The sequence below is a fragment of the Ruegeria sp. BHSB172 genome (genome assembly GCF_059613165.1).
Genome location: NZ_JBXWRZ010000002.1, coordinates 85,239 through 111,065, shown reverse-complemented (window position 1 = coordinate 111,065; position 25,827 = coordinate 85,239). Strand labels below are relative to the sequence as shown.

At 64.5% G+C, this 25,827-nt stretch carries 20 protein-coding genes and 1 pseudogene; 8 read left to right on the top strand and 13 right to left on the bottom strand.

Annotated elements, in window-relative coordinates; all coding sequences use genetic code 11:
- The first annotated feature begins 155 nt into the window (after positions 1-155).
- Positions 156-2,663, top strand: a complete 2,508-nt coding sequence (locus AC2FM3_RS01540; RefSeq protein WP_496678517.1) for a GcvT family protein — start codon at positions 156-158, stop codon at positions 2,661-2,663.
- 278 nt (positions 2,664-2,941) lie between these two features.
- Here AC2FM3_RS01540 and AC2FM3_RS01535 read toward each other — a convergent pair whose 3' ends face one another.
- The 4 genes from AC2FM3_RS01535 to AC2FM3_RS01520 all read right to left on the bottom strand — a co-directional run bounded on the left by AC2FM3_RS01535 (position 2,942) and on the right by AC2FM3_RS01520 (position 6,006).
- Positions 2,942-3,280, bottom strand: a complete 339-nt coding sequence (locus tag AC2FM3_RS01535) for a carboxymuconolactone decarboxylase family protein (RefSeq protein WP_496678515.1) — start codon at positions 3,278-3,280, stop codon at positions 2,942-2,944.
- A gap of 73 nt (positions 3,281-3,353) precedes the next feature.
- The gene (locus tag AC2FM3_RS01530) at positions 3,354-4,007 is read right to left on the bottom strand and encodes a DUF938 domain-containing protein (RefSeq protein ID WP_496678513.1); all 654 of its coding nucleotides are present in this window, start codon (positions 4,005-4,007) and stop codon (positions 3,354-3,356) included.
- Positions 4,004-5,071: an NAD(P)/FAD-dependent oxidoreductase gene (locus tag AC2FM3_RS01525; protein ID WP_496678511.1), complete on the bottom strand. Its 1,068-nt coding sequence runs from the start codon at positions 5,069-5,071 to the stop codon at positions 4,004-4,006. The genes AC2FM3_RS01530 and AC2FM3_RS01525 overlap by 4 nt, the downstream gene beginning before the upstream one ends.
- The gene (locus AC2FM3_RS01520; RefSeq protein WP_496678509.1) at positions 5,068-6,006 is read right to left on the bottom strand and encodes an aldo/keto reductase; all 939 of its coding nucleotides are present in this window, start codon (positions 6,004-6,006) and stop codon (positions 5,068-5,070) included. The genes AC2FM3_RS01525 and AC2FM3_RS01520 overlap by 4 nt, the downstream gene beginning before the upstream one ends.
- Before the next feature lie 149 nt (positions 6,007-6,155).
- On the opposite strand from AC2FM3_RS01520, the gene AC2FM3_RS01515 reads away from it, so the two are divergent.
- The 3 genes and pseudogenes from AC2FM3_RS01515 (at position 6,156) to AC2FM3_RS01505 (ending at position 8,471) form a co-directional block, all read left to right on the top strand.
- A complete protein-coding gene (locus AC2FM3_RS01515; RefSeq protein WP_496678508.1) occupies positions 6,156-6,563 on the top strand; it encodes a hypothetical protein in 408 nt (135 codons plus the stop codon).
- Positions 6,556-7,785: pseudogene (locus AC2FM3_RS01510) on the top strand (HlyD family secretion protein). Before AC2FM3_RS01515 ends, AC2FM3_RS01510 begins: the two are co-directional and overlap by 8 nt.
- Positions 7,786-7,856: 71 nt before the next feature.
- Positions 7,857-8,471 (top strand): CDP-alcohol phosphatidyltransferase family protein, encoded by a 615-nt coding sequence (locus AC2FM3_RS01505; protein WP_496678506.1) that lies wholly within the window; start codon positions 7,857-7,859, stop codon positions 8,469-8,471.
- A 52-nt stretch (positions 8,472-8,523) separates the two neighbouring features.
- On the opposite strand, the gene AC2FM3_RS01500 is transcribed toward AC2FM3_RS01505, so the two are convergent.
- The 7 genes from AC2FM3_RS01500 to xdhA form a co-directional block, all read right to left on the bottom strand.
- Positions 8,524-9,597 (bottom strand): BMP family ABC transporter substrate-binding protein, encoded by a 1,074-nt coding sequence (locus tag AC2FM3_RS01500; RefSeq protein WP_496678504.1) that lies wholly within the window; start codon positions 9,595-9,597, stop codon positions 8,524-8,526.
- 32 nt (positions 9,598-9,629) lie between these two features.
- Positions 9,630-10,550: an ABC transporter permease gene (locus AC2FM3_RS01495; protein ID WP_496678503.1), complete on the bottom strand. Its 921-nt coding sequence runs from the start codon at positions 10,548-10,550 to the stop codon at positions 9,630-9,632.
- A 3-nt stretch (positions 10,551-10,553) separates the two neighbouring features.
- Positions 10,554-11,636, bottom strand: a complete 1,083-nt coding sequence (locus AC2FM3_RS01490; RefSeq protein WP_496678501.1) for an ABC transporter permease — start codon at positions 11,634-11,636, stop codon at positions 10,554-10,556.
- Positions 11,637-11,699: 63 nt separating this feature from the next.
- Positions 11,700-13,217, bottom strand: coding sequence for an ABC transporter ATP-binding protein (locus AC2FM3_RS01485; protein WP_496678499.1), 1,518 nt, complete (start codon positions 13,215-13,217; stop codon positions 11,700-11,702).
- Complete coding sequence (gene xdhC / locus AC2FM3_RS01480; RefSeq protein ID WP_496678497.1) at positions 13,214-14,149, bottom strand: xanthine dehydrogenase accessory protein XdhC; 936 nt, start codon at positions 14,147-14,149, stop codon at positions 13,214-13,216. The genes AC2FM3_RS01485 and xdhC overlap by 4 nt, the downstream gene beginning before the upstream one ends.
- The gene (gene xdhB / locus AC2FM3_RS01475; protein ID WP_496678495.1) at positions 14,149-16,473 is read right to left on the bottom strand and encodes a xanthine dehydrogenase molybdopterin binding subunit; all 2,325 of its coding nucleotides are present in this window, start codon (positions 16,471-16,473) and stop codon (positions 14,149-14,151) included. Before xdhB ends, xdhC begins: the two co-directional genes overlap by 1 nt.
- A complete protein-coding gene (gene xdhA, locus AC2FM3_RS01470) occupies positions 16,470-17,831 on the bottom strand; it encodes a xanthine dehydrogenase small subunit (RefSeq protein WP_496678493.1) in 1,362 nt (453 codons plus the stop codon). The genes xdhB and xdhA overlap by 4 nt, the downstream gene beginning before the upstream one ends.
- Positions 17,832-18,174: 343 nt before the next feature.
- Here xdhA and dnaE point away from each other — a divergent pair, with 343 nt between their 5' ends.
- Positions 18,175-21,675: a DNA polymerase III subunit alpha gene (dnaE, locus tag AC2FM3_RS01465; protein WP_496678491.1), complete on the top strand. Its 3,501-nt coding sequence runs from the start codon at positions 18,175-18,177 to the stop codon at positions 21,673-21,675.
- A 7-nt stretch (positions 21,676-21,682) separates the two neighbouring features.
- Here dnaE and AC2FM3_RS01460 read toward each other — a convergent pair whose 3' ends face one another.
- Positions 21,683-21,877, bottom strand: a complete 195-nt coding sequence (locus AC2FM3_RS01460; protein ID WP_093964614.1) for a SlyX family protein — start codon at positions 21,875-21,877, stop codon at positions 21,683-21,685.
- 128 nt (positions 21,878-22,005) lie between these two features.
- Between AC2FM3_RS01460 and hisS the strand changes: the two genes are divergently transcribed.
- Genes hisS through hisG form a run of 3 tightly spaced genes read left to right on the top strand, consistent with a single transcriptional unit; the run spans position 22,006 to position 25,271 of the window.
- A complete protein-coding gene (gene hisS / locus AC2FM3_RS01455; protein WP_496678490.1) occupies positions 22,006-23,493 on the top strand; it encodes a histidine--tRNA ligase in 1,488 nt (495 codons plus the stop codon).
- Positions 23,494-23,496: 3 nt separating this feature from the next.
- A complete protein-coding gene (locus AC2FM3_RS01450; RefSeq protein ID WP_496678488.1) occupies positions 23,497-24,585 on the top strand; it encodes an ATP phosphoribosyltransferase regulatory subunit in 1,089 nt (362 codons plus the stop codon).
- Complete coding sequence (gene hisG / locus AC2FM3_RS01445) at positions 24,582-25,271, top strand: ATP phosphoribosyltransferase (RefSeq protein ID WP_260064940.1); 690 nt, start codon at positions 24,582-24,584, stop codon at positions 25,269-25,271. The genes AC2FM3_RS01450 and hisG overlap by 4 nt, the downstream gene beginning before the upstream one ends.
- 2 nt (positions 25,272-25,273) lie before the next feature.
- Here hisG and AC2FM3_RS01440 read toward each other — a convergent pair whose 3' ends face one another.
- The gene (locus AC2FM3_RS01440; RefSeq protein ID WP_149776173.1) at positions 25,274-25,705 is read right to left on the bottom strand and encodes a DUF1489 family protein; all 432 of its coding nucleotides are present in this window, start codon (positions 25,703-25,705) and stop codon (positions 25,274-25,276) included.
- Positions 25,706-25,827 lie beyond the last annotated feature (122 nt).

The following is a 25,827-nucleotide window of genomic DNA, read 5'->3' as shown; positions in this document are numbered from 1 at the left end:
CGTTGGGTCCCCGAACCACCCGTTTTGCCGAGCATTCTCCGGCGCTGAGGGCGCGCAGGTCGGTTTTGTACCGTTTTGCGTCGGATGGACTTGGCGGTTTGCCGTGCGCTTGGGCATAAACCTTGCCAAACAGACTCAATCCGGAGAGCGGGCACATGAAAACCCAAGTCAAAGCATTGATCGTTGGCGGCGGCGCCATCGGCACATCGATTGCCTATCACCTGGCCAAGGCGGGCTGGGACGATGTCATGCTGATCGAACGGGACGAACTGACTGCGGGGTCCACCTGGCACGCGGCGGGTCTGCTGCCGCTCTTCAACATGTCCTACGCGACGACCCACATCCACAAATACTCGGTGGATTTCTATAAGACGCTCGAGGCGGAAACGGGCCTGAATGCGGGCTTCTCGGTGGTGGGCAACCTGCGCATGGCCCAGACGCAGGAGCGTATGGACGAATACATGCTGTATGCCTCGACCGCCGAAACCTGCGGTGTGCCCTACGAATGGCTGAGCCCGGCCCAGATCAAGGAGCGGTGGCCGCTGGTGCGGACCGAGGATCTGGTCGGCGCGATCTATCATCCGACCGACGGCTACATCAACCCGGCCGACGTGACCATGGCGATGGCCAAGGGCGCCCGTCAGCGCGGCGTTATGATCGAGCGCAAGTGGCAGGCCGATGCCTTTGAATGGAAAGGCGACCACTGGGACGTGACCCTGACCAAGATGGTCGAGAAGGGCGGCAACCTGGTGCCGTCAGACGAGCAGATCGTCGTCTCGGCCGAGCATGTGGTGACCGCCTCGGGCAACCACGCGCAGCGCACGGCGCGGATGCTGGGGATCAAGATCCCCGCGATCCCGGTCGAGCATCAGTTCATCGTCACCGAACCCGACGCCGAGCTGGTCAAGTTCCGCGAGGCCGGCAACCCCGAGCATCCGGTTCTGCGCGACGCCGACGCCAAGTGGTATGTGCGCGAGGAACGCGGCGGCTGGATCCTGGGCCCCTACGAGCGCAACGCGCCGGCCCGTTTCGAATATGGCGTGCCCGACAGCTTCCGCGCCGACCTCTTCCCGCTGGATCTCGAGCGGATCGAAGAGGAATACATGAGCATGATCCACCGGATTCCGTCCACGGAAACGGTTGGCCTCAAGGACGATTTCAACGGCCCGATCTGCTATACCCCCGATGGCAACCCGCTGGTCGGCCCCGCGCCGGGTCTGCGCAACATGTGGCTGGCCGAGGGCTTCTCGTTCGGTATCACTGCCGCCGGCGGCACCGGTTATTACCTGGCGCAGTTGATGGTCGAGGGCGAGGCCGAGATCGACATGGCCTCGCTGGACCCGAAACGCTACTCCAGCAACTGGATGACCACCGAGTTCGCCGCGCGCAAGAACGAGGAATGCTACGAGCACGTCTACATCCTGCACCACCCGGACGAAGAGCGCGAGGCCTGCCGCCCGCTGCGCACCGCCCCGGCCTATGACCGCCAGAAGGCGCGCGGCGCGCAGTTCGGCTGGGTCAACGGCTGGGAGCGTCCGAACTACTACGGCCCGCTGGACGCGCCCGAGAATTTCGACCACGACGCCCGCAGCTTCCGCCGCGGCGGCTGGTGGCAATATGCCGTGGAAGAGGCCAAGGCGATCCGCAACGGGGTCGGCCTGATCGACGCCACCACCTTTACCAAGCACATCATCAAGGGGCCGGGCGCCACGCAGTTCCTCGACTGGTTCACCTGCAACAAACTGCCCAAGGTCGGCCGCATCAACCTGACCTATGCGCTGACCGATCACGGCACCACCCGCACCGAGTACACTATCGTGCGCCTGAAAGAGCACGAGTATTACCTCGTCTCGGCCGGTGCCTGGACCGAGTATGACGCCGACTTCCTGCGCAAGGCGGCCGAGGACAAGATGGCCGAGTTCGGCTATATCGAGATCCAGGACGTGACCACCCAGTGGGGCGTCTTTGCCATCGCCGGGCCCAAGTCGCGCGACGTGCTGAAAGAGGTCATCAAGGACGCCGAGCCCGAAACCGCCCTGTCGAACAAGCGCTTCCCGTGGCTGTCGGCCCGCCGGATCGAACTGGGCATGTGCCCGGTCAACGCGATCCGCGTGGCCTATACCGGCGAGCTGGGCTGGGAACTGCACCACCCGATCGAGATGCAGAACTACCTGTTCGACCTGCTGGAGAAAGCCGGAGAGAAGCACGGCATGAAGCTGGTCGGCGCCCGCGCGCAAAACTGGCTGCGGCAGGAGAAATCCTATCGCGCCTTCGGCACCGAACTGGGCCGCGACGCGACGCCGCTCGAGGCCGACCTGCCGCGTTTCGTCGATCTGAACAAAGAATTCCACGGCAAGGACAAGCTGATCGAGACCGGCGTGCGGGTGAAATGCTGCACCCTGCTTATCGACGGGCCCGAGGATGCCGACCCGTGGGGCCGCGAGGCGCTCTATACGCCCGAAGGCGAGCGTGTGGGCCGTCTGACCTCGGGTGGTTATTCGGTGGCCTTCGAGAAATCGATCGGCATGGGCTACGTCAAGCCCGAGCTGGCCGTGGAGGGCACCAAGCTGAAGGTCAAGATGTTCGACAAGCTGTGGGATGCGGTCGTGACCTGCGACAGCCCCTACGACCCGAAGAACGAAACCATCCGCAAGGACGGCTGATTGCTCCCCCTGCCTGGCGGCGCGCCCCGAATGCGCCGCCTGCGGCGGCCCATGCCTCCGGCGGAGGTATTTTCAAACAGAAGAAGCAGCCGGATCGAGAAATGATCCAGCCCCCCGCCTGTGGCAGGGGGCCTTCTCCTGTTGCGGTCATCGGCGCCTCCGCCTGTACCGCATCTCCAGACTTTCAGAGAATGGTAAACAAAACCCTTCTTCTGTTCAAAAATACCTCCGCCGGAGGCAAGCCTGCCTTGGCAGGCTTTCCCGGTGGGGCACCTGGCTCAGTCCGAGGTCAGTTCATCGAAACATTCCAGCGCCTTGGCCGCATACATCATTGACGGCCCGCCGCCCATCTGGATGCTCATCGCCAGAACATCCGCGACCTCTTCGCGGGTTGCGCCCGCCTTGATCAGGGCTTCGACATGCAGCGAGATACAGGGCTCGCACCGCACCGCGACCGAGATGCCGAGGGCGACGAATTCCTTGGTCTTGTAGTCGAGCGTTCCGCCTTCCTTGACGGATTTGCCCAACGCGCCAAAGGCGCGGGCGGTATCCGGGATCGCGCCGTTCAGGTTCCTAAGCCCCGATCGCGTGGCAGAGAGTTTTTCTTTCCAGCTCATGAGCAGCTACCTTTTGCAAACATCTCATTGTCTGCATGTGTAGCCGGGATTCGCGAGGCCTCCTTGATCTCGATCAGGTGGCCGGTTTTTCGGCGACAAGGGCCAGATTGTTTGCAGGCATCTCCACGACCTGCACCAGTTCCAGCCCTGCGTCCTGAATCAGGTCGATCGTGTCGAAATCGTCCTTGTAGCCGATTTCCGGGTCCTGCGCGGTCAGGGTGGCGTGAAATCGGGCATCGCCTTCGCTGGTCAGTTCCCCGGCCCGCATGAACGGACCATACAGGACGAGACGCCCGCCCGGAGCAAGGGCGCGGGCGGTCTCGGTGATGATGGTCTCTGCCTCGGGCTGGCTGATGAGGTGCAGCAGGTTGATCAGCACGATCAGATCCTGCCCACCGTGCCGGTCCGACCAGCCACGCTCGGTCGCGTCCAGCGCGATGGCCGGGGCCACGTTCGGCAGGTCGCTTGCATAGTCGTCGATGCTGGCGCGCCGCGCGGCGTCGATCTCGGTCGGCTGCCATTCGAGCCCGGGCAGCCGCTCGGCAAACGCAGCGACATGCTGACCGGTGCCGCTGGCCAGCTCCAGCGCGCGGCCTCGGTCGGGGGCGACCTCGGATAGCAGAGCGCACAGGTGTGCGACGTTCCTGCTGGCAGCCGGGGCGACCAGCCGGGCGCCATCGCCCGGAGTGGCGACGCTTGCGCACGGGGGAAGGGGGCGCCGGGTCATGATCGCAGTCGCGCTGGGGACAGCGCCGTGACGATCTCGGGCGGCAGCTCGGGCGGCAGGCCCAGCGCCAGGTCGGCGACCAGCCGCGCTGCCGCAGGTGCGGTCTGAAACCCATAGCCACCCTGCGCGGCCGACCAGACAAAGCTGGCATCCGCCGGATCCGGACCCAGAACCAGCGTGCCGTCGGGCGCAAAGCTGCGCAGACCGGCCCAATTGGTTTCCACCCGCACAACCGGGCAGATGACCATTTCCTCGTAACGCGCCAACCCTTCGGCCAGCACCATGTCATCGGCCCAGGCGTCCTGTGGGGCAACGGGGTCGGCGTCGGCCGGGGACACCAGCAGCTTGCCGGCGTCGGGCTTGGCATACCAGGTCTCGCCCGCGCCCAGCATCATTGGCCAGTGGCGCAGGTCATGGCCGCCGGGCGCGGGCAGGCGCGCCATCGAGCGACGCCGCGGCGTGATCCCGATCGGGTCGATCCCTGCCATCGTTGCCACCTCATCCACCCATGCGCCTGCCGCGTTGACGATGGTCCGGGCTTCGAATTCCTGCTCTGCCGTCACGATCCAGTGTCCGGCCTTGCGGATACCTGTCACCGCCTGCCCGGTCAGGACCGTCCCGCAATTGGCGCGGATCGTGCGGGCGAAATCCTGCAGGACGCGGTCGGTGTCGATGTCATGGGCGGCCTCGCTAAGCGCGGCGCGGGTCACCGTTTCAGGGTTCAGAATAGGGACATGCGCCAGTGCCTCTGAAATCGGGATTTCCGTCATGTTCAATTCGGCCACGTCCAGGGCGAACTGTTCGGCCTGATTCTGCTTGGCCAACAGCATCAGACCGCGCGGCGTCAGGTATCCGCTGTCGGCAAAGAACCCGGCACTGGCCCTGTTCAATGCAACCACCGAAGCGGGGCCATACCCCTCCTCGAATAGCGCGGCCGAGCGCCCCGAGGCGTGGTAGCCTAACGCGTCTTCGGCCTCGAGAACGGTGACCGAGCCGTGTTCCGACAGGCGGGCGCCTGCACTCAGCCCCGCGACGCCGCCGCCGATGACCAGAAAGTCGATCATGTGGCCTCCTCGAGCCTGTCGGTGGCGGGTGGCGGCGATACGCTGAGCGCGGTGATGCGGGCACAAAGATCGGGGGACATTTCGAAGGTCAGCGCGGCCAGCGACGGGTCCAGTTGTTCGCCGCTGCGCGCCGAAATGATGGGGGTCGGCGCATAGGGGCTGGCGGAGACCCAGGCCACCGCCAACGTCGCCGGATCGACCCCGGTTTCGGCCGCCAGATCGGCCAACCGGGTCGCGGTTTCGGCCATCCAGTCGGCCCCGTAGCGGCTGGCATAGCGTTCATCTTCGGCCAGCCGCCCGCCGCCGCCGCGCGCATACTTGCCGGTCAGCAGACCGCCGCCCAGAGGAGAATAGGAAAACACAGCGATTCCCTGATCGGAACACATGGGCAGGATCTCGACCTCGGCCTGACGCTTGACGAGGTTGTACATCGGCTGCAGCGCGTCGATCGTCAGATCGAACTGCGCGGCGATCTGTGAGGCTTTCATCACCTGCCAGGCGGCAAAGTTGGACAGGCCGACATAGCGGATCTTGCCGGCCTGTTTCAGGCGGGCGAAACACTCCATCGTCTCGGCCAGATCGGTTCCGGGGTCGAACCGGTGCAGGTACAGCAGGTCGATCACGTCCTGCCCCAGTCGGGCGCGAGAAATGTCAAACTGGCTTTCGATATTCGCCGCCCCCGCGCCACCCGTGTACCCGACCTTGGTCGCAATCAGCAGATCGTCGCGCTCGGGCGCGATCATCTGGCCCAGCAAGGTTTCCGAGGCGCCATCGGTGTAGGCATATGCCGTGTCGAAATGCGCGATCCCTGCGGCCCGGCAGGCATCATACATCGCTCGGCTCTGGTCCGCATCGGCGCGGCCGCCGAATTGCATCGTGCCGAAGGCAAATCCGCGCAAGGGGGCGCCGTTCAGGGTGGTAAGGTACTGGGTCATGTCTGCGTCCGATTGGTGATCGTTTGGACGAAACGCCGGAACAATCCGTCCCCCTTGTTTAAGCGGGGTTGAATTTGCGCATCAACCCATCAAGTCCCTTTCTGCAGGATTTTCCGGAGGCGGATTTTACCGGCGCAGATATTCACCCGATGGCCACGGGGCATATCCCCTCGTATGTGACAGAGGCGGTTGGAAGCGACTTTCTGTTCACCTTCATTGTGTTTTTCACCGTCGGCGTGGTCGTTCTGATCGGGGTCGGGTACCTGACCCTGAATTCGGTGCCGGAAAAGATGGCGCATGAAAACAACCACCCTCAGTTTAAATTGGTCAGGCTTCTGGCGCTGCTGGCACTGTTCATCCACGACGGCATCTTCTGGATTGCGGCGATCCTGATGGCGGGTTTCCAGTTTCCGAACTTCGCTGCTCCGCTGCGTTCGATTGCCGATGCCATCCGGTCATTGGCACCGGGCCGCGGCCAGCCACCCGACCCAGAGGCGCCCGCGGCACCCGTGACCGCCCAGGGGCCGCGCACTGACGGAGCTGCGGCCGATGCTTGAAACACTGATGTGCGCGCTGGTCACCGTGCTGCGGGATTTCCTGTTCCGCAGGTTCGTGCAGGGCAAGCGGATCGCGCATGAAATCACCCTGTTCACCATGTGGTACGAGCTGCGCTGGGACCTGACCACCTGCGCGATCCTCGCGCTCGTGATCACCATGTTGTTCTACTTTCATCCGGCCAGCAAGACCGCGGCGTCGTATTTCCGCACGGTGACGATCCTGCCGCAGCTAGGCGGGCGGGTGTCCGAGGTCTATGTGACCAACAACCAGATCGTCACCGCGGGGCAGCCGATCTTCCGGATCGAGGATTTCACCCAGAAGGCCCAGGTCGAGGCGGCCCATGCGCAGATCGCCCAGATCCAGGCCTCGTTGAAAGTGACCGAGACCGACTTGGCCGAAGCCGAGGCTGGCATTGCGGCGGCCAAGGCCGCGCTGGATCAGGGCCTTGAGGACCTCGAGCGCAACACGACCCGGCGCGACGAGGGCTCCAGCGCCGTGCGGCTGGCCGAGATCGACCGGCTGGAAAACCTGGTGGCCGAGCGCCAGGCCCAAGTGCGTGCGGCCGAATCGAAGAAGGCCGCTGTCGTTCAGCAGATCGAGGAATTGATCCCCGCCCAACTGTCCAGCGCCAATCCGCAGTTGGACGCGGCGTTGGCTGAGTTGGACAAGGCGGTCGTCAGTGCCGGCGTGACCGGCCGGGTCGAGCAGTTCGGGCTGCGGGTCGGCGACTATGTAAGCCCGCTTCTGCGTCGGGCGGGCATTCTGGTGCCCTTAAACTCGGGGCGCGACAGGTTCCAGGCCGCGTTCAACCAGAAGAGCGCGCAGGTGATCGAGCCCGGCAAGATCGGAGAACTGGGCTGCATGACCAAGCCGTTCACGGTGATCCCGGCCGTGGTGGTTCAGGTGCAGGACGTGATCCCATCGGGGTAGATCCGGCCCACGGACGAGTTGCGTGACGTGCAGGTCAATACCAATCCGGGTTCGATCCTCGTCTATCACGAGCCGCTGTATGGCGGCATGGCCGACACGATCCCGCCGGGCAGCAACTGCCTGGCCAATGTCTATACCGACAATCACCACAAGCTCGAGGATGAAAGCCTAGGGTTCTGGCAGAAGACGTTTTACCATGTGGTCGACACGATCGGTGCCTTGCATGCGGCGGGCCTGCGCCTGCGGTTGATCCTGATGCCGGTTAACACATTGGTGCTCAGCGGGCACTAGCCGCGTGCAGCAACTGCGCGCTCGCGCCATTGTGTCTGGCCAAAATCGGGATCGCAGGCTAGGAGCCGCGCATGTTCGATGCACAGATCCGACCCATTATTGATCCGGTGCTGAACGCGCAGGGGCGTGTTCTTGCCCGGCTGGGCTTTACAGCCAACCAGATCACGCTGATCGGGCTGGGGCTGGGGCTGGTGGCCTGCGGCCTGATCGCCGTTGGGGAAACGGCGTGGGCCTTGCTGCCGCTGCTGTTGTCGCGCTTGGCGGATGGGCTGGATGGCGCGGTGGCCCGCGCGCGCGGAGGGACCGATTTCGGCGGTTACCTTGATATCACCTGCGATTTCCTGTTCTACGGCGCGGTCCCGTTCGCATTCGTCGTCGCCGACCCTGCGGCCAACGGCTTTGCCGGGGCCTTTCTGCTGCTGTCCTTCTACGTTAACGGCACCAGCTTTCTGGGCTTTGCCCTGCTGGCCGACCGTCACGGACTGCGGTCCGAGGCGCGGGGGAAGAAGGCGCTGTATTTCACCGGCGGCCTGCTGGAAGGGGCAGAGACGATCGCTTTCCTGGTTCTGCTTTGCCTGCTGCCGCAGGCATTCGCGCCCATGGCTTGGGTGTTCGGGGGGCTGTGTTTCCTGACGGCGTCGTCGCGGGTTCTTCTGGCCTGGCGCAGTTTTCGGGACCAACTGTAAATAAAAAAGCCCGCCAGATGGGGCGGGCTTTCCGGTGTTTTTCAGATCCGGCTTACTGCGGAATTTCGCCTTCCAGGCCTTCGACATAGAAGTTCATGCCGGCCAGCGTGCCGTCATCGGCCACTTCGCCTTCTGCCAGCCAGGCGCTGCCGTCCTGCTTGTTCAGCGGGCCGGTGAAAGGATGGTATTCACCCGATGCGATCGCGTCCTTCAGAGCCAGAGCTTCAGCCTTGACGTCGGCCGGAACGGCATCGGAGATCTCGCCGATCTCGACCATGCCTTCCTTGATACCGTCCCAGGTGTTCACCGACTCCCAGGTGCCATCCATCACAGCCTGGGTGCGCGCGATGTAGTAAGGCGCCCAATTGTCGATGATCGAGCTGACGCGCGGCATCGGAGCATATTCGCTCATGTCCGAGGCTTGGCCGAAAGTGATCACGTTGCCGGCTTCTTGTGCGGCAGCCTGCGGTGCGGTCGAGTCCGTGTGCTGCAGGATCACGTCGGCGCCCTGTTCGATTAGAACCTTGGCGGCATCAGCCTCTTTCGCCGGATCGAACCAGGTGTAGGCCCAGACGATTTTGAACTCGACATCCGGGTTCACCTTCTTGGCGTGAATGAAGGCCGAGTTGATGCCGCGGATCACTTCGGGGATCGGGTACGAGCCGATATAGCCGATGATGTTCGACTTGGTCATCTTGCCGGCGATATGACCTTGGACAGCGCGACCCTCATAGAAACGCGCCGAGTAGACCGACACGTTGTCGGCGGTCTTGTAGCCGGTGGCGTGCTCAAATTTCACGTTCGGGAATTTCTTGGCCACGTTGATGGTCGGGTCCATGTAGCCGAACGAGGTGGTAAAGATCAGGTCGGCCCCTTCCAGCGCCATCTGGGTCATGACGCGCTCGGCATCCGGGCCTTCGGGCACCGATTCCACGTACACGGTTTCGACCTTGTCGCCAAAGTGCTTCTCGACAGCCTGACGGCCCTTGTCGTGCTCGTAGGTCCAGCCGCCATCGCCCACCGGGCCGACATAGACGAACCCGACCTTTGTCTTGTCCTCGGCCACGGCGCCCGTGGCAAGGCCAAGTGCCATGGCGGCGCTTGCCAGAAGTGAAGTGAATTTCATTTAGTTACTCCCCAATTTGGTACAGTTGGCCCCTAGTGCGAGGCGTGGAAGGTCCGGCCAAGTGAGGCAGGTGCCCTGCTCTTGTCGGCCGAAAGGATCACGAGCACAAGGATCGTTATGATGTAGGGCGACATTGCCAGATACTCGACAGGGATGGCAACGCCCGCTGCCTGCAAATTCAGCTGCAGAACGGTGATGCCGCCGAACAGATAGGCACCCAGCAAGGTGCGCCACGGTTTCCAGCTGGCGAACACCACCAGTGCCAGCGCGATCCAGCCGACGCCAGCGGTCATGCCTTCGGTCCATTGTGGTACCCGGATCAGGCTGATATAGGCCCCTCCCAGCCCGGCGCAGGCGCCGCCGAAGAGGATGGCCAGAATGCGGATCCGCACCACCTTGTAGCCCAGTGCATGGGCGGCATCGTGGTTTTCCCCCACCGCGCGCAGGATCAGACCCGCTCGGGTGTATTTCAACATCGCCCACACCCCTGCGGTCAGCGCGATGCCCACATACAGGATCGGATCATGCTGGAACAGGATGGGGCCGATCACCGGCAGGTTGCTCAGGACGGGGATGTGGATGTCGCCCATGCTGGGCGGCTTGATGCCCACATAGCTTTGCCCCAACAACGCGCTGAGGCCCAGGCCGAACAGCGTCAGGGCCAGGCCGCTGGCCACCTGGTTGGCCAGTGCGAACTGGGTCAGCAGCACGAACAGCAGCGACAGCAGCGCGCCGCCGATGGCCGCCGCCACGAAACCCAGCCAGGGCGAGCCGGTCTCGACCGAGATCGCAAAGCCGCTGATCGCGCCCACGATCATCATGCCTTCGACGCCAAGGTTCAGTACGCCAGCTTTCTCGACGACCAGCTCTCCGATTGCGGCCAGCAACAGCGGGGTGGCCGCCACCATCAGCGAGGCGATCAGCAGAATGGGGTTGATTTCACCAAGGTTCATGGGTCACGCCACCTCGCTGCGGGCCGCACGGATGCGGTAGTTGGTCAATAGGTCGAAGGCCAGCAGGAAGAACAGCAGCATCCCCTGAAACACCTGAATCGCGGCGGCGGGCAGCCCCAGCTGAGACTGCGCGATCTCGCCGCCGATATAGGTCAGCGCCATCAGGCCGCCGGCCAGAAGGATGCCCACCGGGTGCAGACGGCCGAGGAAGGCCACGATGATGGCGGTAAACCCGTAGCCCACGTTGAAGTCGATGCTCACCACGCCCGCGGGGCCGGACACTTCGAACATGCCCGCGAAGCCCGCCAGGGCACCCGAAAGCCCCAGGCAGAACAGGATCAGCCGGGGCGGGTTCACGCCTGCGAATCTTGCTGCGCGGGGGGCCTCGCCCGTCAGGCGGATGTGAAAGCCCAGCATGTGCCGGTTCAGCAGGACATAGGCAAAGATCACCGCAACGAAGGCCGCGACCACACCCCAGTGCATGCCCGATCCTGCGATCAGTTCCGCGTTGTGCGCGGCGTCATAGGATTGCAGGTTGCGCGAGCCCGGAAAGCCGAACCCCTCGGGGTTTTTAAGCAGCCCCAGCGAGACCGAGGCCAGGAATTGCTCGGCCACATAGACGAGCATCAGCGAGACAAGAATCTCGTTGGTGCCAAAGCGCACTTTCAGAAAGGCCGGGATCATCGCCCAGATCCAGCCCCCAAAGGCCCCGGCGAGGACCATCAGCGGAAATACATACCAAGCATCAAGCGGATAGAAGGCCAGCCCGATGCCCGCGCCGAAAATCGCCCCCATGATGTACTGACCCTCGGCGCCGATGTTCCAGATCCCGGCGCGAAAGCCCAGCGACAGCCCGATGGCGATCAGGACCAGCGGCGCGCCTTTCACCAACAATTGCGGCCGGTAATAGAATGAGAACTCGCCGAACAGGGGCTCCCAGAAGATCGTGCCGATCGCCTCGACGGGGTTTTTGCCCAAGATGGCGAACAGCAGCCCGCCGAACACCATCGTGGCCACCACCGCCACCAGCGGCGTGGCGTAGGACCACGCCTTGGACGGCTGTGGGCGTTTCTCCAGCACGATCATCCCGTGATCCCCCTGCCTGTTGCGTTCTTGTTGATGTGCGCCGGTCGAAAGCCGCGCCGAGGCCTATACATGCGCCACCTCCATGCCATGCGCGCCGCCCATCATCAGGCCGATCTCTTCGACGCTCAGGTTGGCCGTGGGCCGCGGCGCGCTCAGTCGCCCCTCGTTCAGCGCGGCGAAACTGTCCGAGATCTCCATCAACTCGTCCAGGTCCTGGCTGATGCAAACCACAGCCGTGCCCTGGGCCGCAAGGTCCAGAATAGCCTGACGGATCGCGGCGGCTGCGGCGGCATCGACCCCCCAGGTCGGCTGGTTCACCACCAGAACCTCGGGGTTTTGCAGCACCTCGCGGCCGATCACGAATTTCTGCAGGTTGCCGCCCGACAGCGACCGCGCGGCGTTCTCAGGGCCGGGCGTGCGGACGTCGAAGGTTTTGATGATCCGCTCGGCGAAATCCCGGGCTTCGCTCCATTTCAGAAAGCCCCGGGTTTCAAGGTTTTCCCGCACCGACCCGGTCAACAGGGCGTTCTCGGTCAGACTCATGTCCGGTGCCGCCGCATGGCCCAGACGTTCCTCGGGCGCGGTCAGTACGCCAAGCTCGCGCCGTGCAGTGGGCCCCAGCCGGCCGATGGGCTGGCCGTTGAATTTGATGGCGTCGGCCGTGGTCAGGATTTCGCCCGACAGCGCACCCAGCAACTCGTCCTGCCCGTTGCCGGCGACGCCGCCGATGCCCAGAACCTCGCCCTTGCGCACGGTCAGGTGCACGTTTTTTAGCGCCGTGCCGAACTCGGACGGAGACGGCACCGACAGGCCGGTCACATCCAGCGCCACCGGGCCGAACGCGCGCCCCGCGCGTTCCGGTGTCTGCAAGGCCGAGCCAACCATCAGTTCGGCCATGTCGCGGGCCGAGGTCTCGGACGGTACGCATTCGCCCACATTCTTGCCCAGCCGCAGGATGGTGGCGTGGTCGCACAGCGTGCGGATTTCTTCGAGCTTGTGCGAGATGTACAGGATCGAGGTACCCTCCGAGCGCAGCTTTTTCAGCGTCTCGAACAGGATTTCCACCTCTTGCGGTGTCAGAACCGAGGTGGGTTCGTCCATGATCAGCAGCTTGGGGTCCTGCAACAGGCAGCGGATGATCTCGACCCGCTGGCGTTCGCCCGCGGACAGGTCGCCCACGGTACGGTACGGGTCGAGCGGCAGGCCGTAATTTTCCGAAACTTCGCGAATACGCGCAGCCAGGTCGCCCATGGGAGGCGGGTTTTCCATGCCCAAGGCGATGTTCTCGGCCACGTTCAGCGCGTCGAACAGCGAGAAATGCTGGAACACCATCGCGACGCCGTCGGCGCGCGCCGCGCGCGGTTCGCTTGGGGCGTAGGGCTGGCCGCGCATCAGCATCGTGCCGCTGTCGGGCTTGACCAGCCCATAGATCATCTTGACCAGAGTGGACTTGCCGGCGCCGTTCTCGCCCAGCAGGGCATGGACTTCGCCTTCCGCTATGTCGAAGGACACATGGTCATTGGCCACGACGCCGGGATAGGCCTTAGTCAGTCCCTGCAGGCTCAGAAGTGGAGTGGTCACGCGCTCAGGTCCTTCTTCAAGTCATTCTGCCGGGCGGGGCGCAGGATATGTGCCGCCACACCGATTGCGATCATCTGCGGGTGCTTGCCCAGGGCCGGGTCCCCGATGGGGCAGGTGATCCGGCTGATCTGCGCCGGTGAATGCCCCAGCGCGGCAAGGCGCGAACGGAATCGCGCCCATTTCGTAGCCGAGCCGATCAGCCCCGCAAAGCGGAAATCATGCCAAAGCAGCCGGTTGCACAGTTCAAAGTCCAGATTGTGTGAATATGTCAGCACCAGGTGCTCGGCATCTGGCGGAGCGTGGTGCACCAGATCCGCCGGATTGGCTGCCGGCACTGCGGTAACACCCGGCGGAACCATCTCGGGAAAACGGTCGGGCGCGGTGTCCACCCAGGTGATCGCCAGATCGGGCAGGGGGGCCATCACACCGACCAGCGCCCGCCCGACATGTCCGGCCCCCCAGATCCACAGCTGGCGGAAGGGGCTGTGCACCGGTTCGATCATCCAGCCGTCGATCAGTTGGGGCTCGGGGCGCTGGCCCTGGTTGCGGGCCTGTGCCAGCAGCCGTTTCACCGAAAGCGGCATCGGAGCATCCGTGACGGGGCGGGCGATCACCTCGCGGTCCAGCTGCGCGACAGCTTCCGCGTCATAGACCTCGCTCAGCAGCGTGACGGCGCCGCCGCAGCATTGCCCAAGGTCCGGCCCCAGCGCATGTCGGGATAGGCGGGGCCGGTCTTGCTGGCCCCGGGCCGCCTCGGCCGCCTGAAACTCGAGCGTGCCGCCGCCGATCGTGCCCGACTGCCCGCCGTCCCAGACCAGCATCGCGGCGCCGACCTCGCGCGGGGACGACCCGCGTATCGCCGCGATGACCACGCGGGTCACCTTGCCGTGTTTTTCGACTGCCTCCCTCAATGTCTCCCGGTCAAATCCCATCAGGTGCCTCCACGCAGGCGTCGAATGGCACGCCAGACTTCTTCGGCGGTGGCCGGAGCGTTCAGACCCGGGTATCCATCGCCACAGGCCGCAACGGCATTCGACAGCGCCAGCCAGGCCGAAATTCCCAGCATGAAGGGCGGCTCGCCCACCGCCTTCGAGCGATAGATCGTGTCCTCGCGGTTCGCGCCATCCCAAAGCGCCACGTTGAACACGCCCGGCCGGTCCGAACAGGCGGGGATCTTGTAGGTCGATGGCGCATGGGTGCGCAGCCGGCCCTTGTCGTCCCACACCAGTTCCTCGGTCGTCAGCCAGCCCGCGCCCTGCACATAGCCGCCCTCGACCTGCCCGATATCCAGCGCCGGGTTCAGCGAGGCGCCGGCATCATGCAGGATATCCGCCCGCAGAATCCGGTTTTCCCCGGTCAGGGTGTCCACCGCCACCTCGGTCACCGCCGCGCCATAGGCAAAATAATAGAACGGACGCCCCTGACCCTTGATCCGGTCCCACTCGATCTTGGGCGTCTTGTAGAACCCGGTCGCCGACAGGCTGACGCGCCCCTGATAGGCCAGCGCCGCCGCCTCGGCAAAGCTGTAGCTTTCCTCGCCCACGGTAACCCGGCCATCGGCAAAGACGACCGCCGATGGGTCGGCCTGATGCCGCTGGCCCAGATAGGCGGCCATCCGGTCGCGGATCGTGTCGCAGGCGGCCTTCACGGCCATCCCGTTCAGATCGCTGCCCGACGACGCCGCCGTGGCCGAAGTATTCGGCACCTTCGCGGTATCGGTCGCCGTGATCTTCACCATCTCCAGCGGAATGCCGAACCGCGCGGCCGCGACTTGGGCCACTTTCTGAAACAGCCCCTGGCCCATCTCGGTGCCGCCATGGTTCAGATGCACCGAGCCATCCTGATACACATGCACCAGCGCCCCGGCCTGGTTCAGATGGGTCAGCGTAAAGGAAATCCCGAATTTCACCGGCGAAAAGGCGATGCCCTTCTTGACCAAGCGGTTCTCGGCATTCCAAGCCGCAACCGCCGCCTTGCGCGCGGCATAGTCGCTCGACGCCAGCAGGGCCTCGGTCATCTCGTGCAACTCGAAATCCTCGACCACCTGCCCGTAAGGCGTGGTGTTCCCCTTCATCTTTTCGGAAATACTCCGGGGGGCAGCGCCCCCCGCATCCGGAGCCGCATAGTAATTACGCCGCCGCAGCTCGACCGGGTCCAGCCCCAGCACATGCGCTGCGTGATCCATCACCCGCTCGATCCCCACCATGCCCTGCGGCCCGCCAAAGCCGCGAAACGCCGTGGCCGATTGCGTGTTGGTCTTCAGCCGATGGCTCTCGATCCGCGCGTTGGGCAACAGATAGGCGTTGTCGGCATGCAGCATCGCCCGGTCGGCCACTGGCAGCGACAGGTCCTGCGCCCAGCCGCAGATGGCGTAATGCTTGAACGAGACACCCTGAATGCGCCCCTCCGCGTCGAGCCCAGCCTTGTAGCTGATGCGAAACGCATGCCGCTTGCCGGTGATGATCATGTCATCGTCGCGGTCATAGCGCATCTTGCAGGCCCGCCCGGTCGCCCGCGCCGCGATGGCGCAGGCCACGGCCAGCGCGTTGCCCTGGCTTTCCTTGCCGCCAAAGCCGCCGCCCATCCGCCGGGTCTCGACCCGCACGGCGTTCATGGGAACACCCAGCGCCTCGGCCACCTTGTGCTGGATCTCGGTCGGGTGCTGGGTCGAGGAATGCACCAGCATGTCCCCGCCCTCGTTCGGCACCGCCAGCGCGGCCTGACCTTCCAGGTAGAAATGCTCCTGCCCGCCGATCTCGAACGTGCCTTCGATCACATGCGACGCCTGCGCGATGGCGGCGTCGGCGTCGCCCTTGGCGTAGATCCGCGGGCCGTCCTCGAACCGGCTGTCCGCGGCCAAGGCCTCCTCGATGGTCAGGATCGGCGTTTCCTCGGCATAGTTGATCCTGCCCAGCCGCGCCGCCTTGCGCGCCGCCAGATGGCTGGTGGCGACGACCAGAAACACAGGCTGGCCCACATAGTTCACCGTCCCGTCCGCCAGCAGCGGCTCGTCATGGACCGAGGGCGAGACGTCATTGGCAAAGGGCAGATCCTCGGCGGTCATCACCATCACGACGCCCTCGGCGGCCTTTACCGCCGACAGGTCCATCGCCGTGATCCGGCCCTTGGCGATCGGGCTGAACCCAAAGGCCAGGTGCAGCGTGCCTTTGGGCGTCGGAATGTCATCCACGTAACGCGCGGTTCCCGACACATGCAGATGTGCTGCGTCATGGGGCAGGGGCTTGGTCACGCTCATGCCGACACCTCCAGCACGTTGACCAACTCGCCCTGATCCTCTGCGAAATACCGCTCCAGCATCGCCTTGGCCGTCTCCAGCCGGTATTCGGCCGAGGCGCGCATGTCGGTCAGCGGGGTGAAATCCCCGTCAAACGCCGGCAGCGCGGCCTGAACGGTCTCATGCGTCCACGCCTTGCCGACCAAGGCGGCCTCGACCGCCGCGGCCCGCTTCGGAATGCCCGCCATGCCACCGAAGGCGATGCGCGCCTGCGCCACGACGCCATCCGAAACGGTGACGTTGAAACAGCCACACACGGCCGAGATATCCTGATCGAACCGCTTGCTCAGCTTGTAGCATTTCAGCCGGTCCGATTGACGGGCAAAGCTGACCGCCTCGACGAACTCGCCGGGCGCGCGGTCCTGCTGGCCGTAATCGACAAAGAAATCCTCCAGCGGGATCGACCGCCGCGCGTCCCCTTTGCGCAGATGCAGCGTCGCCCCCAGCGCGATCAGCGCGGGCGGGTTGTCCCCGATGGGCGAGCCGTTGGCGATGTTGCCGCCCACCGTGGCCGCATGGCGCACCTGAACGCTGGCATAGCGCCGGATCATCTCGGCATAGGAGGGGTGCAGATCAGCCATCGCCGCGCCCATGCGGTTCATGTCCACCATCGCACCGATGCGGACCTCGTCTTCGGCGATCGAGATCTCCTTCAGATCGTCGCACCCGCCCAGAAAGATCACCGGGTCCAGATCGCGCAACTGCTTAGTCACCCACAGGCCCACATCGGTGGCGCCGGCCACCAGAGTCGCCTCGGGATGGGCGGCATAGACCTCGGCCAGCTCGTCGGACGAGCGCGGCATCATCGGCGATGCGGGCTCGACCGCCACCGGCGTTTCCCTCACCCAGACCGGCACGGGCTGGCCTTCGACGGCCTTCGCGGCGCGGATGATCGGGGCATAGCCGGTGCAGCGGCACAGGTTGCCGGCCAGTTGCGTGTCGTGATCGGTCGCGCCATTGGCGTGGCTGGCCACCATAGACATCACGAAACCGGGCGTGCAGAATCCGCATTGCGAGCCGTGATGCTCGACCATCGCCTGCTGAACCGGGTGCATCTGGCCATCCGGCCCGCTCGCGCCTTCGACAGTGCGCACCGCCTTGCCATGCAGCTGCGGTAGAAACAGGATGCAGGCATTCAGCGCCTTGGCGCCGCCCTCATCCGTCACCATCATGGTGCAGGCGCCGCAGTCGCCCTCGTTGCAGCCTTCCTTGGTGCCGGTCAGGCCACGATCCTCGCGCAGCCAATCCAGCAATGTGGCCGTCGGATCAACATCCGCCAACTCCACAGTCTCTCCGTTCAGAAGAAACGTGATGTTCATTCTAGAAACCCGTCGCGTTACCCCGTTGCGCCCATCGGTGCCCTCTCTCGATGCGACGTAGAGAAAGAAGCGGGCTTGTAGCTTGCCGAAAGATGTTAGAAACAGCGCCGGACGGCTGGCAAGAAAAACCGCCCCTGGAATGCACCATTCCTATTCGTCTTGACAGGTGTATCGACCGCCTGATCCGGGCACGACTTTGAAACAAAACACCTTTTTGCCATTACGCCCAGATCTCAATTAAAGCACCTTCTGAAAAACCCGAATAATCGCTGATCATTGTTTGAGCAACCCGCCGGTATCCTTCTGTCTTTTGCCCGCGCGCCGAGTGGGATAGCCTGCGCTCATGAGCAGTTCTCCGCGATTCATCCACCTCCGCGTTCATACCGAATATTCCCTGCTGGAAGGCGCTGTGCGGCTGAAAAAGCTGCCGGGTCTGTGCGAGCAGATGGACATGCCCGCCGTTGCGGTCACCGATACCAATAACATGTTCTGCGCGCTGGAGTTTTCCGTCACCGCCAGCGGCGCGGGAATCCAGCCGATCATCGGCTGCCAGGTGGACCTCTGCTATGTGACCGCACAGCCGGGTGACAAGCCGACGCTGCCTGCGCCCGTTGTTCTGCTGGCCCAGTCCGAGACCGGGTATGAGAACCTGATGAAGCTCAGCTCGTGCCTCTATGTAGACAAGGGCGGGCAGCTGCCGCAGGTCACGCTGGATGAACTTCAGCGACATTCGGCGGGCCTGATCTGCCTGACCGGCGGGCCGGACGGCCCCGTGGGCCGCCTGTTGCAGCAGGGCCAGCGCCCGGCCGCCGAGGCGCTGGTGGACCGGCTGGCCGCGATGTTCCCCGATCGCCTGTATGTCGAACTGCAACGCCACCCCGGCGAGGATGGCCAGCCGGAGGCCGAGCGCCTGACCGAGCGCGGCCACGTGGAAATGGCCTATGCCAAGAACCTGCCGCTGGTGGCCACCAATGACGTCTATTTCCCGACCTCGGACATGTACGAGGCCCATGACGCCCTGATCTGCATCGCCGAGGGCGCCTACGTCGACCAGCAGGAGGGCCGCCGCCGCCTGACCGCTCAGCACTATTTCAAGTCACCGCAGGAAATGGCCACGCTCTTCGCCGACCTGCCCGAGGCGATCGAGAACACGGTCGAGATCGCCAAGCGCTGCGCCTTCATGGCCTACAAGCGCAACCCGATCCTGCCGAAATTCGCCGATGACGAGGTCGAGGAACTGCGGCGTCAGGCCAACGAGGGCCTGCAGAAACGCCTGGCGGTGATCCCCCATGCCGTCCCGCCCGAGGAATACCAGAAGCGTCTGGATTTCGAACTGGGCATCATCGAAAGCATGGGGTTCCCCGGCTACTTCCTGATCGTTGCCGACTTCATCAAATGGGCCAAGGAGCACAACATTCCGGTCGGGCCGGGGCGGGGCTCGGGCGCGGGCTCGCTGGTGGCCTATGCGCTGACGATCACCGACCTCGACCCGCTGCGCTACAGCCTGCTGTTCGAACGCTTCCTGAACCCCGAGCGGGTCTCGATGCCCGACTTTGACATCGACTTCTGCATGGACCGCCGCGAAGAGGTGATCCGATACGTTCAGCAGAAATACGGCCGCGACAAGGTAGGCCAGATCATCACCTTCGGCGCGCTCCTGTCCAAGGCGGCGGTGCGCGACATCGGGCGGGTGCTGCAGATGCCCTACGGCCAGGTGGACCGCCTGTCCAAGATGATCCCGGTCGAAGGGGTCAAGCCGGTCTCGATCGAAAAGGCGCTCAAGGACGAACCCCGCCTGCGCGAAGAGGCCCGCAACGAAGAGGTGGTGGACCGCCTTCTGACTTACGGCCAGCAGGTCGAGGGGCTGTTGCGCAACGCCTCGACCCACGCCGCCGGGGTGGTGATCGGCGACCGGCCGCTGGACGAGCTGGTGCCGCTCTACCAGGACCCGCGCTCGGACATGCCCGCGACCCAGTTCAACATGAAATGGGTGGAACAGGCCGGTCTGGTGAAGTTCGACTTCCTGGGCCTAAAGACCCTGACCGTGATCCAGAACGCGGTGGACCTGATCCGCAAGTCGGGCCGCGACCTGCACATCGCCGCTGATGGCACCCAGCTATACGACCCGCCCGAAGGCGCAGTGAACGAGATCAACGCGATCCCGCTGGACGATCCGGCCACCTACAAGCTCTATTCCGCGGCCAAGACCGTGGCGGTGTTCCAAGTTGAAAGCTCGGGCATGATGGACGCACTCAAGCGCATGAAACCCACCTGCATCGAGGACATCGTGGCGCTCGTGGCGCTCTACCGCCCCGGCCCGATGGAGAACATCCCCACCTATTGCGAGGTCAAGAACGGCCAGCGCCAGATCCAATCCGTTCACCCGCTGATCGACCACATCCTGGAAGAAACCCAAGGCATCATCGTCTACCAGGAACAGGTGATGCAGATCGCGCAGGTCATGGCGGGCTACAGCCTTGGCGGCGCCGACCTGCTGCGCCGCGCGATGGGTAAGAAGATCAAAGAGGCGATGGACGCCGAACGCCCGAAATTCGAGGCTGGCGCGGCCAAGAACGGCGTGGACGCCAAGAAGGCCTCCGAGGTGTTCGACCTGCTGGAGAAATTCGCCAACTACGGCTTCAACAAATCCCACGCGGCGGCCTATGCGGTGGTCAGCTACCAAACCGGCTGGCTCAAGGCGAACCACCCGGTCGAGTTCATGGCCGGCGTCATGAACTGCGATATCCACCTGACCGACAAGCTGGCGGTGTATTTCGAAGAGGTCCGCAAGGGGCTGGGCCTGCCTTACGTGCCGCCCTGCGTGAACCGCTCGCTGGCGACCTTCGACGTGGTGGATGGCCAGCTGGTCTATGCTCTGGGCGCGCTGAAAAACGTGGGCGTCGAGGCGATGAACCTCGTGGTGCAGGGGCGGGGCGACAAGCCTTTCGTCAACCTCTTTGACTTCGCCCGCCGGGTCGATCTGAAAAAGGTCGGCAAACGGCCGCTGGAGATGCTGGCCCGTGCGGGGGCCTTCGACGAGCTGGACAAGAACCGCCGCAGGGTGTTCGAAAGCCTCGAACAGCTGGTGCAGTATTCGGCGGCGATCCACGAGCAGAAGAATTCGAACCAGGTGTCGCTGTTCGGCGAGGCGGGCGACGATCTGCCCGAACCGCGCCTGTCGAAATCGCCAGACTGGCTGCCCGCCGAACGCCTGAGCGAGGAGTTCAAGGCCATCGGCTTCTACCTCTCCGGCCACCCGCTGGACGACTACATGCCCGCCCTGAAACGCAAGCAGGTGATGACGCTGGACGAGGTTACCGAAAAGGCACGCTCGGGTCCGTTGATCGCCAAGATGGCCGGTGTGGTCGCCGGACGACAGGAACGGAAATCGGCCAAGGGCAACCGGTTCGCCTTTGCCCAGCTGTCCGACCCGACGGGGGCATACGAGGTGACGCTGTTCTCGGAAACCTTGGAGAAATCACGCGAGTATCTGGAAACCGGCGCGCAGGTCGTGCTGACGGCCGAAGCCACGATGGAGGCCGACCAGCTGAAGCTGCTGGCGCGCTCGGTCGGTCCGGCGGATTCGGTGGTGGCCGAGGCCGGGGCAACGGGTCTGCGCATCTTCGTCGATCAGCCGCAGGTGGTGTCCACCGTGGCACGGGTTTTGCAGGACGCGGCGGGGGCGGCCCGAAATGCCGCGAAGGGGCCGGTTCACCTGTGCCTGATGGACCCGGGCCTGCCGGGCGAAGTCGAGATGGATCTGGGGCAGGATTTCCCCATCAACCCGCAGATCAAGGGTGCGATCAAATCGCTCGATGGCGTGATGGACGTGCAGGAGGTCTGACGCACCTTCAGTAATGCGGCGGGCGTTCGTCGCCCAGAATGACCCCGCCGGACCCCTCCTGCGCGCGTTCGGCTTCACGCTGCATCAGCATCGCGACGTGGCGGGTCAGGCGATCGATCTCGTCCTGCTGCTTGGCGACGACCATGCTCAGGTCATCCACGGTGCGGGTCAGGTGGGCGATTTTCTCTTCCAGATGCTGCATCGCTGGGGCTCCTGTGATCTGGTGCGGTCATACCGCTGTGGCGCACGCAATGCCAGCGCTGGCTTGCCCCGACCCAGACCATGGGATAGACCGCGCGCGCAAGTGATGAAATCCCAAGGACGCCCCACATGGCCAAGCCCAAGAAACAGCCCCGCCCCAAGGCCGTCACGCCGAAAGGGTTCCGCGACTATTTCGGCCAGGAAGTCACGCAGCGCACCGAGATGCTGCGGACGATTGCGGACGTCTATCATCGCTATGGGTTTGATGCGCTGGAAAGCAGCGCCGTGGAAACGGTCGAAGCGCTGGGCAAGTTCCTGCCCGATGTCGATCGCCCCAACGAAGGCGTGTTCGCCTGGCAGGAGTTTGACGAGGGCGGCAACGGCGACTGGATGGCGCTGCGCTATGACCTGACCGCGCCGCTGGCTCGGGTCTATGCCCAACATCGCAACGACCTGCCCACGCCCTATCGCCGCTATGCGATGGGTCCGGTCTGGCGCAACGAAAAGCCGGGTCCGGGGCGGTATCGCCAGTTCTATCAATGCGATGCGGATACGGTCGGTACGGCCAGCATGGCCGCGGATGCCGAGATCTGCGCCATGCTCTCTGACACGCTGGAGACCGTGGGCATCCCGCGCGGCGACTATCTGGTGCGGGTCAACAACCGCAAGGTCCTCAACGGCGTGCTCGAGGCCATGGGCCTGGGCGCGGACGCGGCGGCGCGCGATGACGTTCTGCGCACCATCGACAAGTTCGACAAGGTGGGCGAGCAGGGCGTGCGCGAGTTGCTGACCAAGGGTCGGCTGGACGCCTCGGGCGCGTTTATCGAGGGCGTGGGTCTGTCCGACGATCAGGCCGAGCCGGTGATCGCCTTCCTGACCTCGAAAGCCGATGACGCCGCCGGAACGCTGGCCAACCTGAGCGCGGCCGTGGGTGACAGCAAGATCGGCGCTGAAGGCATCTCCGAGCTGGAGCAGATCGGCGAATTGCTGGCTGCGGGAGGCTATGGAGCCGATCGCATCCAGATCGACCCCTCGGTCGTGCGAGGGCTGGGATACTACACCGGTCCGGTCTACGAGGCCGAGCTGACCTTCGAGATCTTCGATGAAAAGGGTCGCAAGCGGCAGTTTGGTTCCGTCGCAGGCGGCGGGCGCTATGATGATCTGGTCAAGCGCTTCACCGGGCAGGAAGTGCCCGCGACCGGTGTCTCGATCGGGGTCGACCGGTTGCTGGCCGCGCTGCGCGAGAAAGGGCGGATCAAGTCACATGACACCGGGCCGGTCGTCGTGACCGTGATGGACCGGGACCGCATGGCCGACTATCAGGCGATGGTGGCCGAACTGCGCAATGCCGGCATCCGCGCCGAGGTCTATCTGGGCAACCCCAAGAATTTCGGCAATCAACTGAAATACGCGGACAAGCGCAACTCGCCCGTCGCGGTGATCGAGGGCGGGGACGAGAAGGACCGCGGCGTTGTTCAGATCAAGGACCTAATCCTGGGCGCCAAGATCGCCGAGAGCGCCACGCTTGAGGAATGGAAGGAGCGCCCCAGCCAGTTCGAGGTACCCCGCGGCGATCTGGTCGCCAAGGTGCGCGAGATTCTGGACAGTCAGGACTGAGCCATGCCCAACCGATCCCAGATCCAGGCCCGGGCCGCGATGATGCGCGTGCGTTTCGAGGCCGCCGGGGCGCAGGTCGTCGACACGCCGCTGCTGCAATCGGCCGAGACGCTGCTGGACCTTTACGGCGAGGATATCCGCGCGCGCGCCTATGTCACCTCGGACGCGCTGCGCGGCGAACAGATGCTGCGCCCGGATTTCACTCTGCCGGTGGTGCAGATGCACATGCGCGACGGCGCCGAACCGGCCCGCTATACCTATTCGGGCGAGGTGTTTCGCCGTCAGGAACACGACCCCGACCGCGCCAATGAATACATCCAGGTGGGCTATGAGGTCTTTGACCGCGACGATCCGGCAGGCGCCGATGCCGAGGTGTTCTCGCTGTTTGCCCTGCAATTGCGGGGCCTGCCGCTGCGCGCGGCGACCGGCGACATCGGCATTCTGACGGCTGCAGTACAAGGCCTGCGCACCTCCGACCAACGCAAGGCCGCGCTGATGCGCCATCTGTGGCGGCCGCGTCGGTTCCGGGCTCTGCTGGACCGGTTCGCGGGCCGCAAGCCCGAGCCGGACCACCGCGCCGCGTTGCTCGCTGCGGCCGACCCGATGGCATGCGACGCGCCGATGATCGGCAAGCGCCTACCGGCCGAGATCGCCGCCCGCATCGACGCCCTGCGCGCCGACCGCGACACACCGCCGATTTCAGACACGGAAATGGCCGGGCTGGACTCGTTGCTGGGCGTGCGCGAGACCATGCCCTATGCGCTGGAGCATCTGCGCGACATCGCCGTCGATCTGCCCCAGATCACCCCCGCGCTGGACCGGCTCGAGGCGCGGATCGCCGCCCTGCAGGCGCGTGGCGTTGATGTCGGCAAGCTGGATTTCGAGGCCTCGTATGGGCGCACCTCGATGGAATATTACGACGGGTTTGTTTTCGGCTTCTACGCCGAGCGCCGCCCCGACCTGCCGCCCATCGCCACCGGCGGGCGCTATGACGCGCTGACGCGGCGGCTGGGTAACGGGGCCGAGATCCCGGCGGTGGGTGGCGTGCTGCGCCCCGACCTGATGCTGGAAATCGAGGAGGCGGGCCAATGACCCTGAAGCTGGGCGTGCCGTCCAAGGGGCGGCTGATGGAGAAAACCTTTGCCTGGTTCGCCCGCCACGGGATCGAGCTGTCGCGCGCCGGGTCCGACCGAGAGTACGCTGGCAAGGTGGACGGGATCGAGGATGTCTCGCTGATCCTGCTGTCGGCCGGAGAGATCCCGCGCGAACTGGCTGCCGGCCGTATTCACTTGGGTGTGACCGGCACCGATCTGGTGCACGAGAAACTGCCGCGCTGGGAACAGCAGGTCGAAGAAATCGCACCGCTGGGCTTCGGCCAGGCCGATTTGGTGATCGCGGTTCCGGCCTGCTGGGTCGATGTCGAAACGCTGGATGATCTGGACGCCGCCGCCGCCGCCTTTCGGGCCACGCATGGGCACCGCCTGCGGATCGCCACCAAGTACCACCGTCTGGTGCGAGAGTTCCTGACCGATTCTGGGGTTGCCGATTATACGCTGGTCGACAGCCAGGGGGCGACCGAGGGAACGGTGATGAACGAAACCGCCGAGGCGATTGCCGACATCACCTCGACCGGTGAGACCCTGCGCGCCAACCACCTCAAGATCCTGTCAGATGGGTTGATCCTGCAATCGCAGGCCACTTTGTGGCGCAGCCGGGTTGCGGAGTACGGGGGGGGCGAAAAGGCTGCTCTGGCAGAAGTAATGCGCCGTTTGGGCTGAGGCTAGAGCACTCCGATTTCAGCCAGCGCGCGGTTCAGATCCTCGGGCAGGGCGTCGTCCTGCGCGCGGCTTTCGGGCAAGTCTGCGGGGCTGTCCTCGGGTTTCAGATAGCGCCAGCCTTGAAAGGGCCGTTTCTGCGCACCCTGTGTGCGATGGACCTGCGGGTCCAGCACGATGGCGCAGCGGCGGATGCCATCCTCACCCGTCACCTCGTCCAGCCGCAAGATGCGCTGGCGGCACTGGATGACGCCCTTGATGACCCAGAAGATCGATCCGCCGTTCAGAATCTCGGCCTCGCGCTTGGGCCACATGCGGGTGATGTGGCGGGGCAGGCCGTCCGCAAAGCGCCGGCGATAGCTGTCCTGCCAGGCGATCAGGCTGTCCACGCTCTCGGACCCGACCGAGAGTTTCACGAGGTTGATGTACTTATCCACAGCTTTCCCACAGAGTCGTCCCATGGACCATCCTTATATTGTAGCCTACCGTTGCGCGCTATCAAGCTGTTGTGGTTCAGCGCGGGTTTGGTCTAATCTGGGTGCCTCTTTCAGAACAGGGA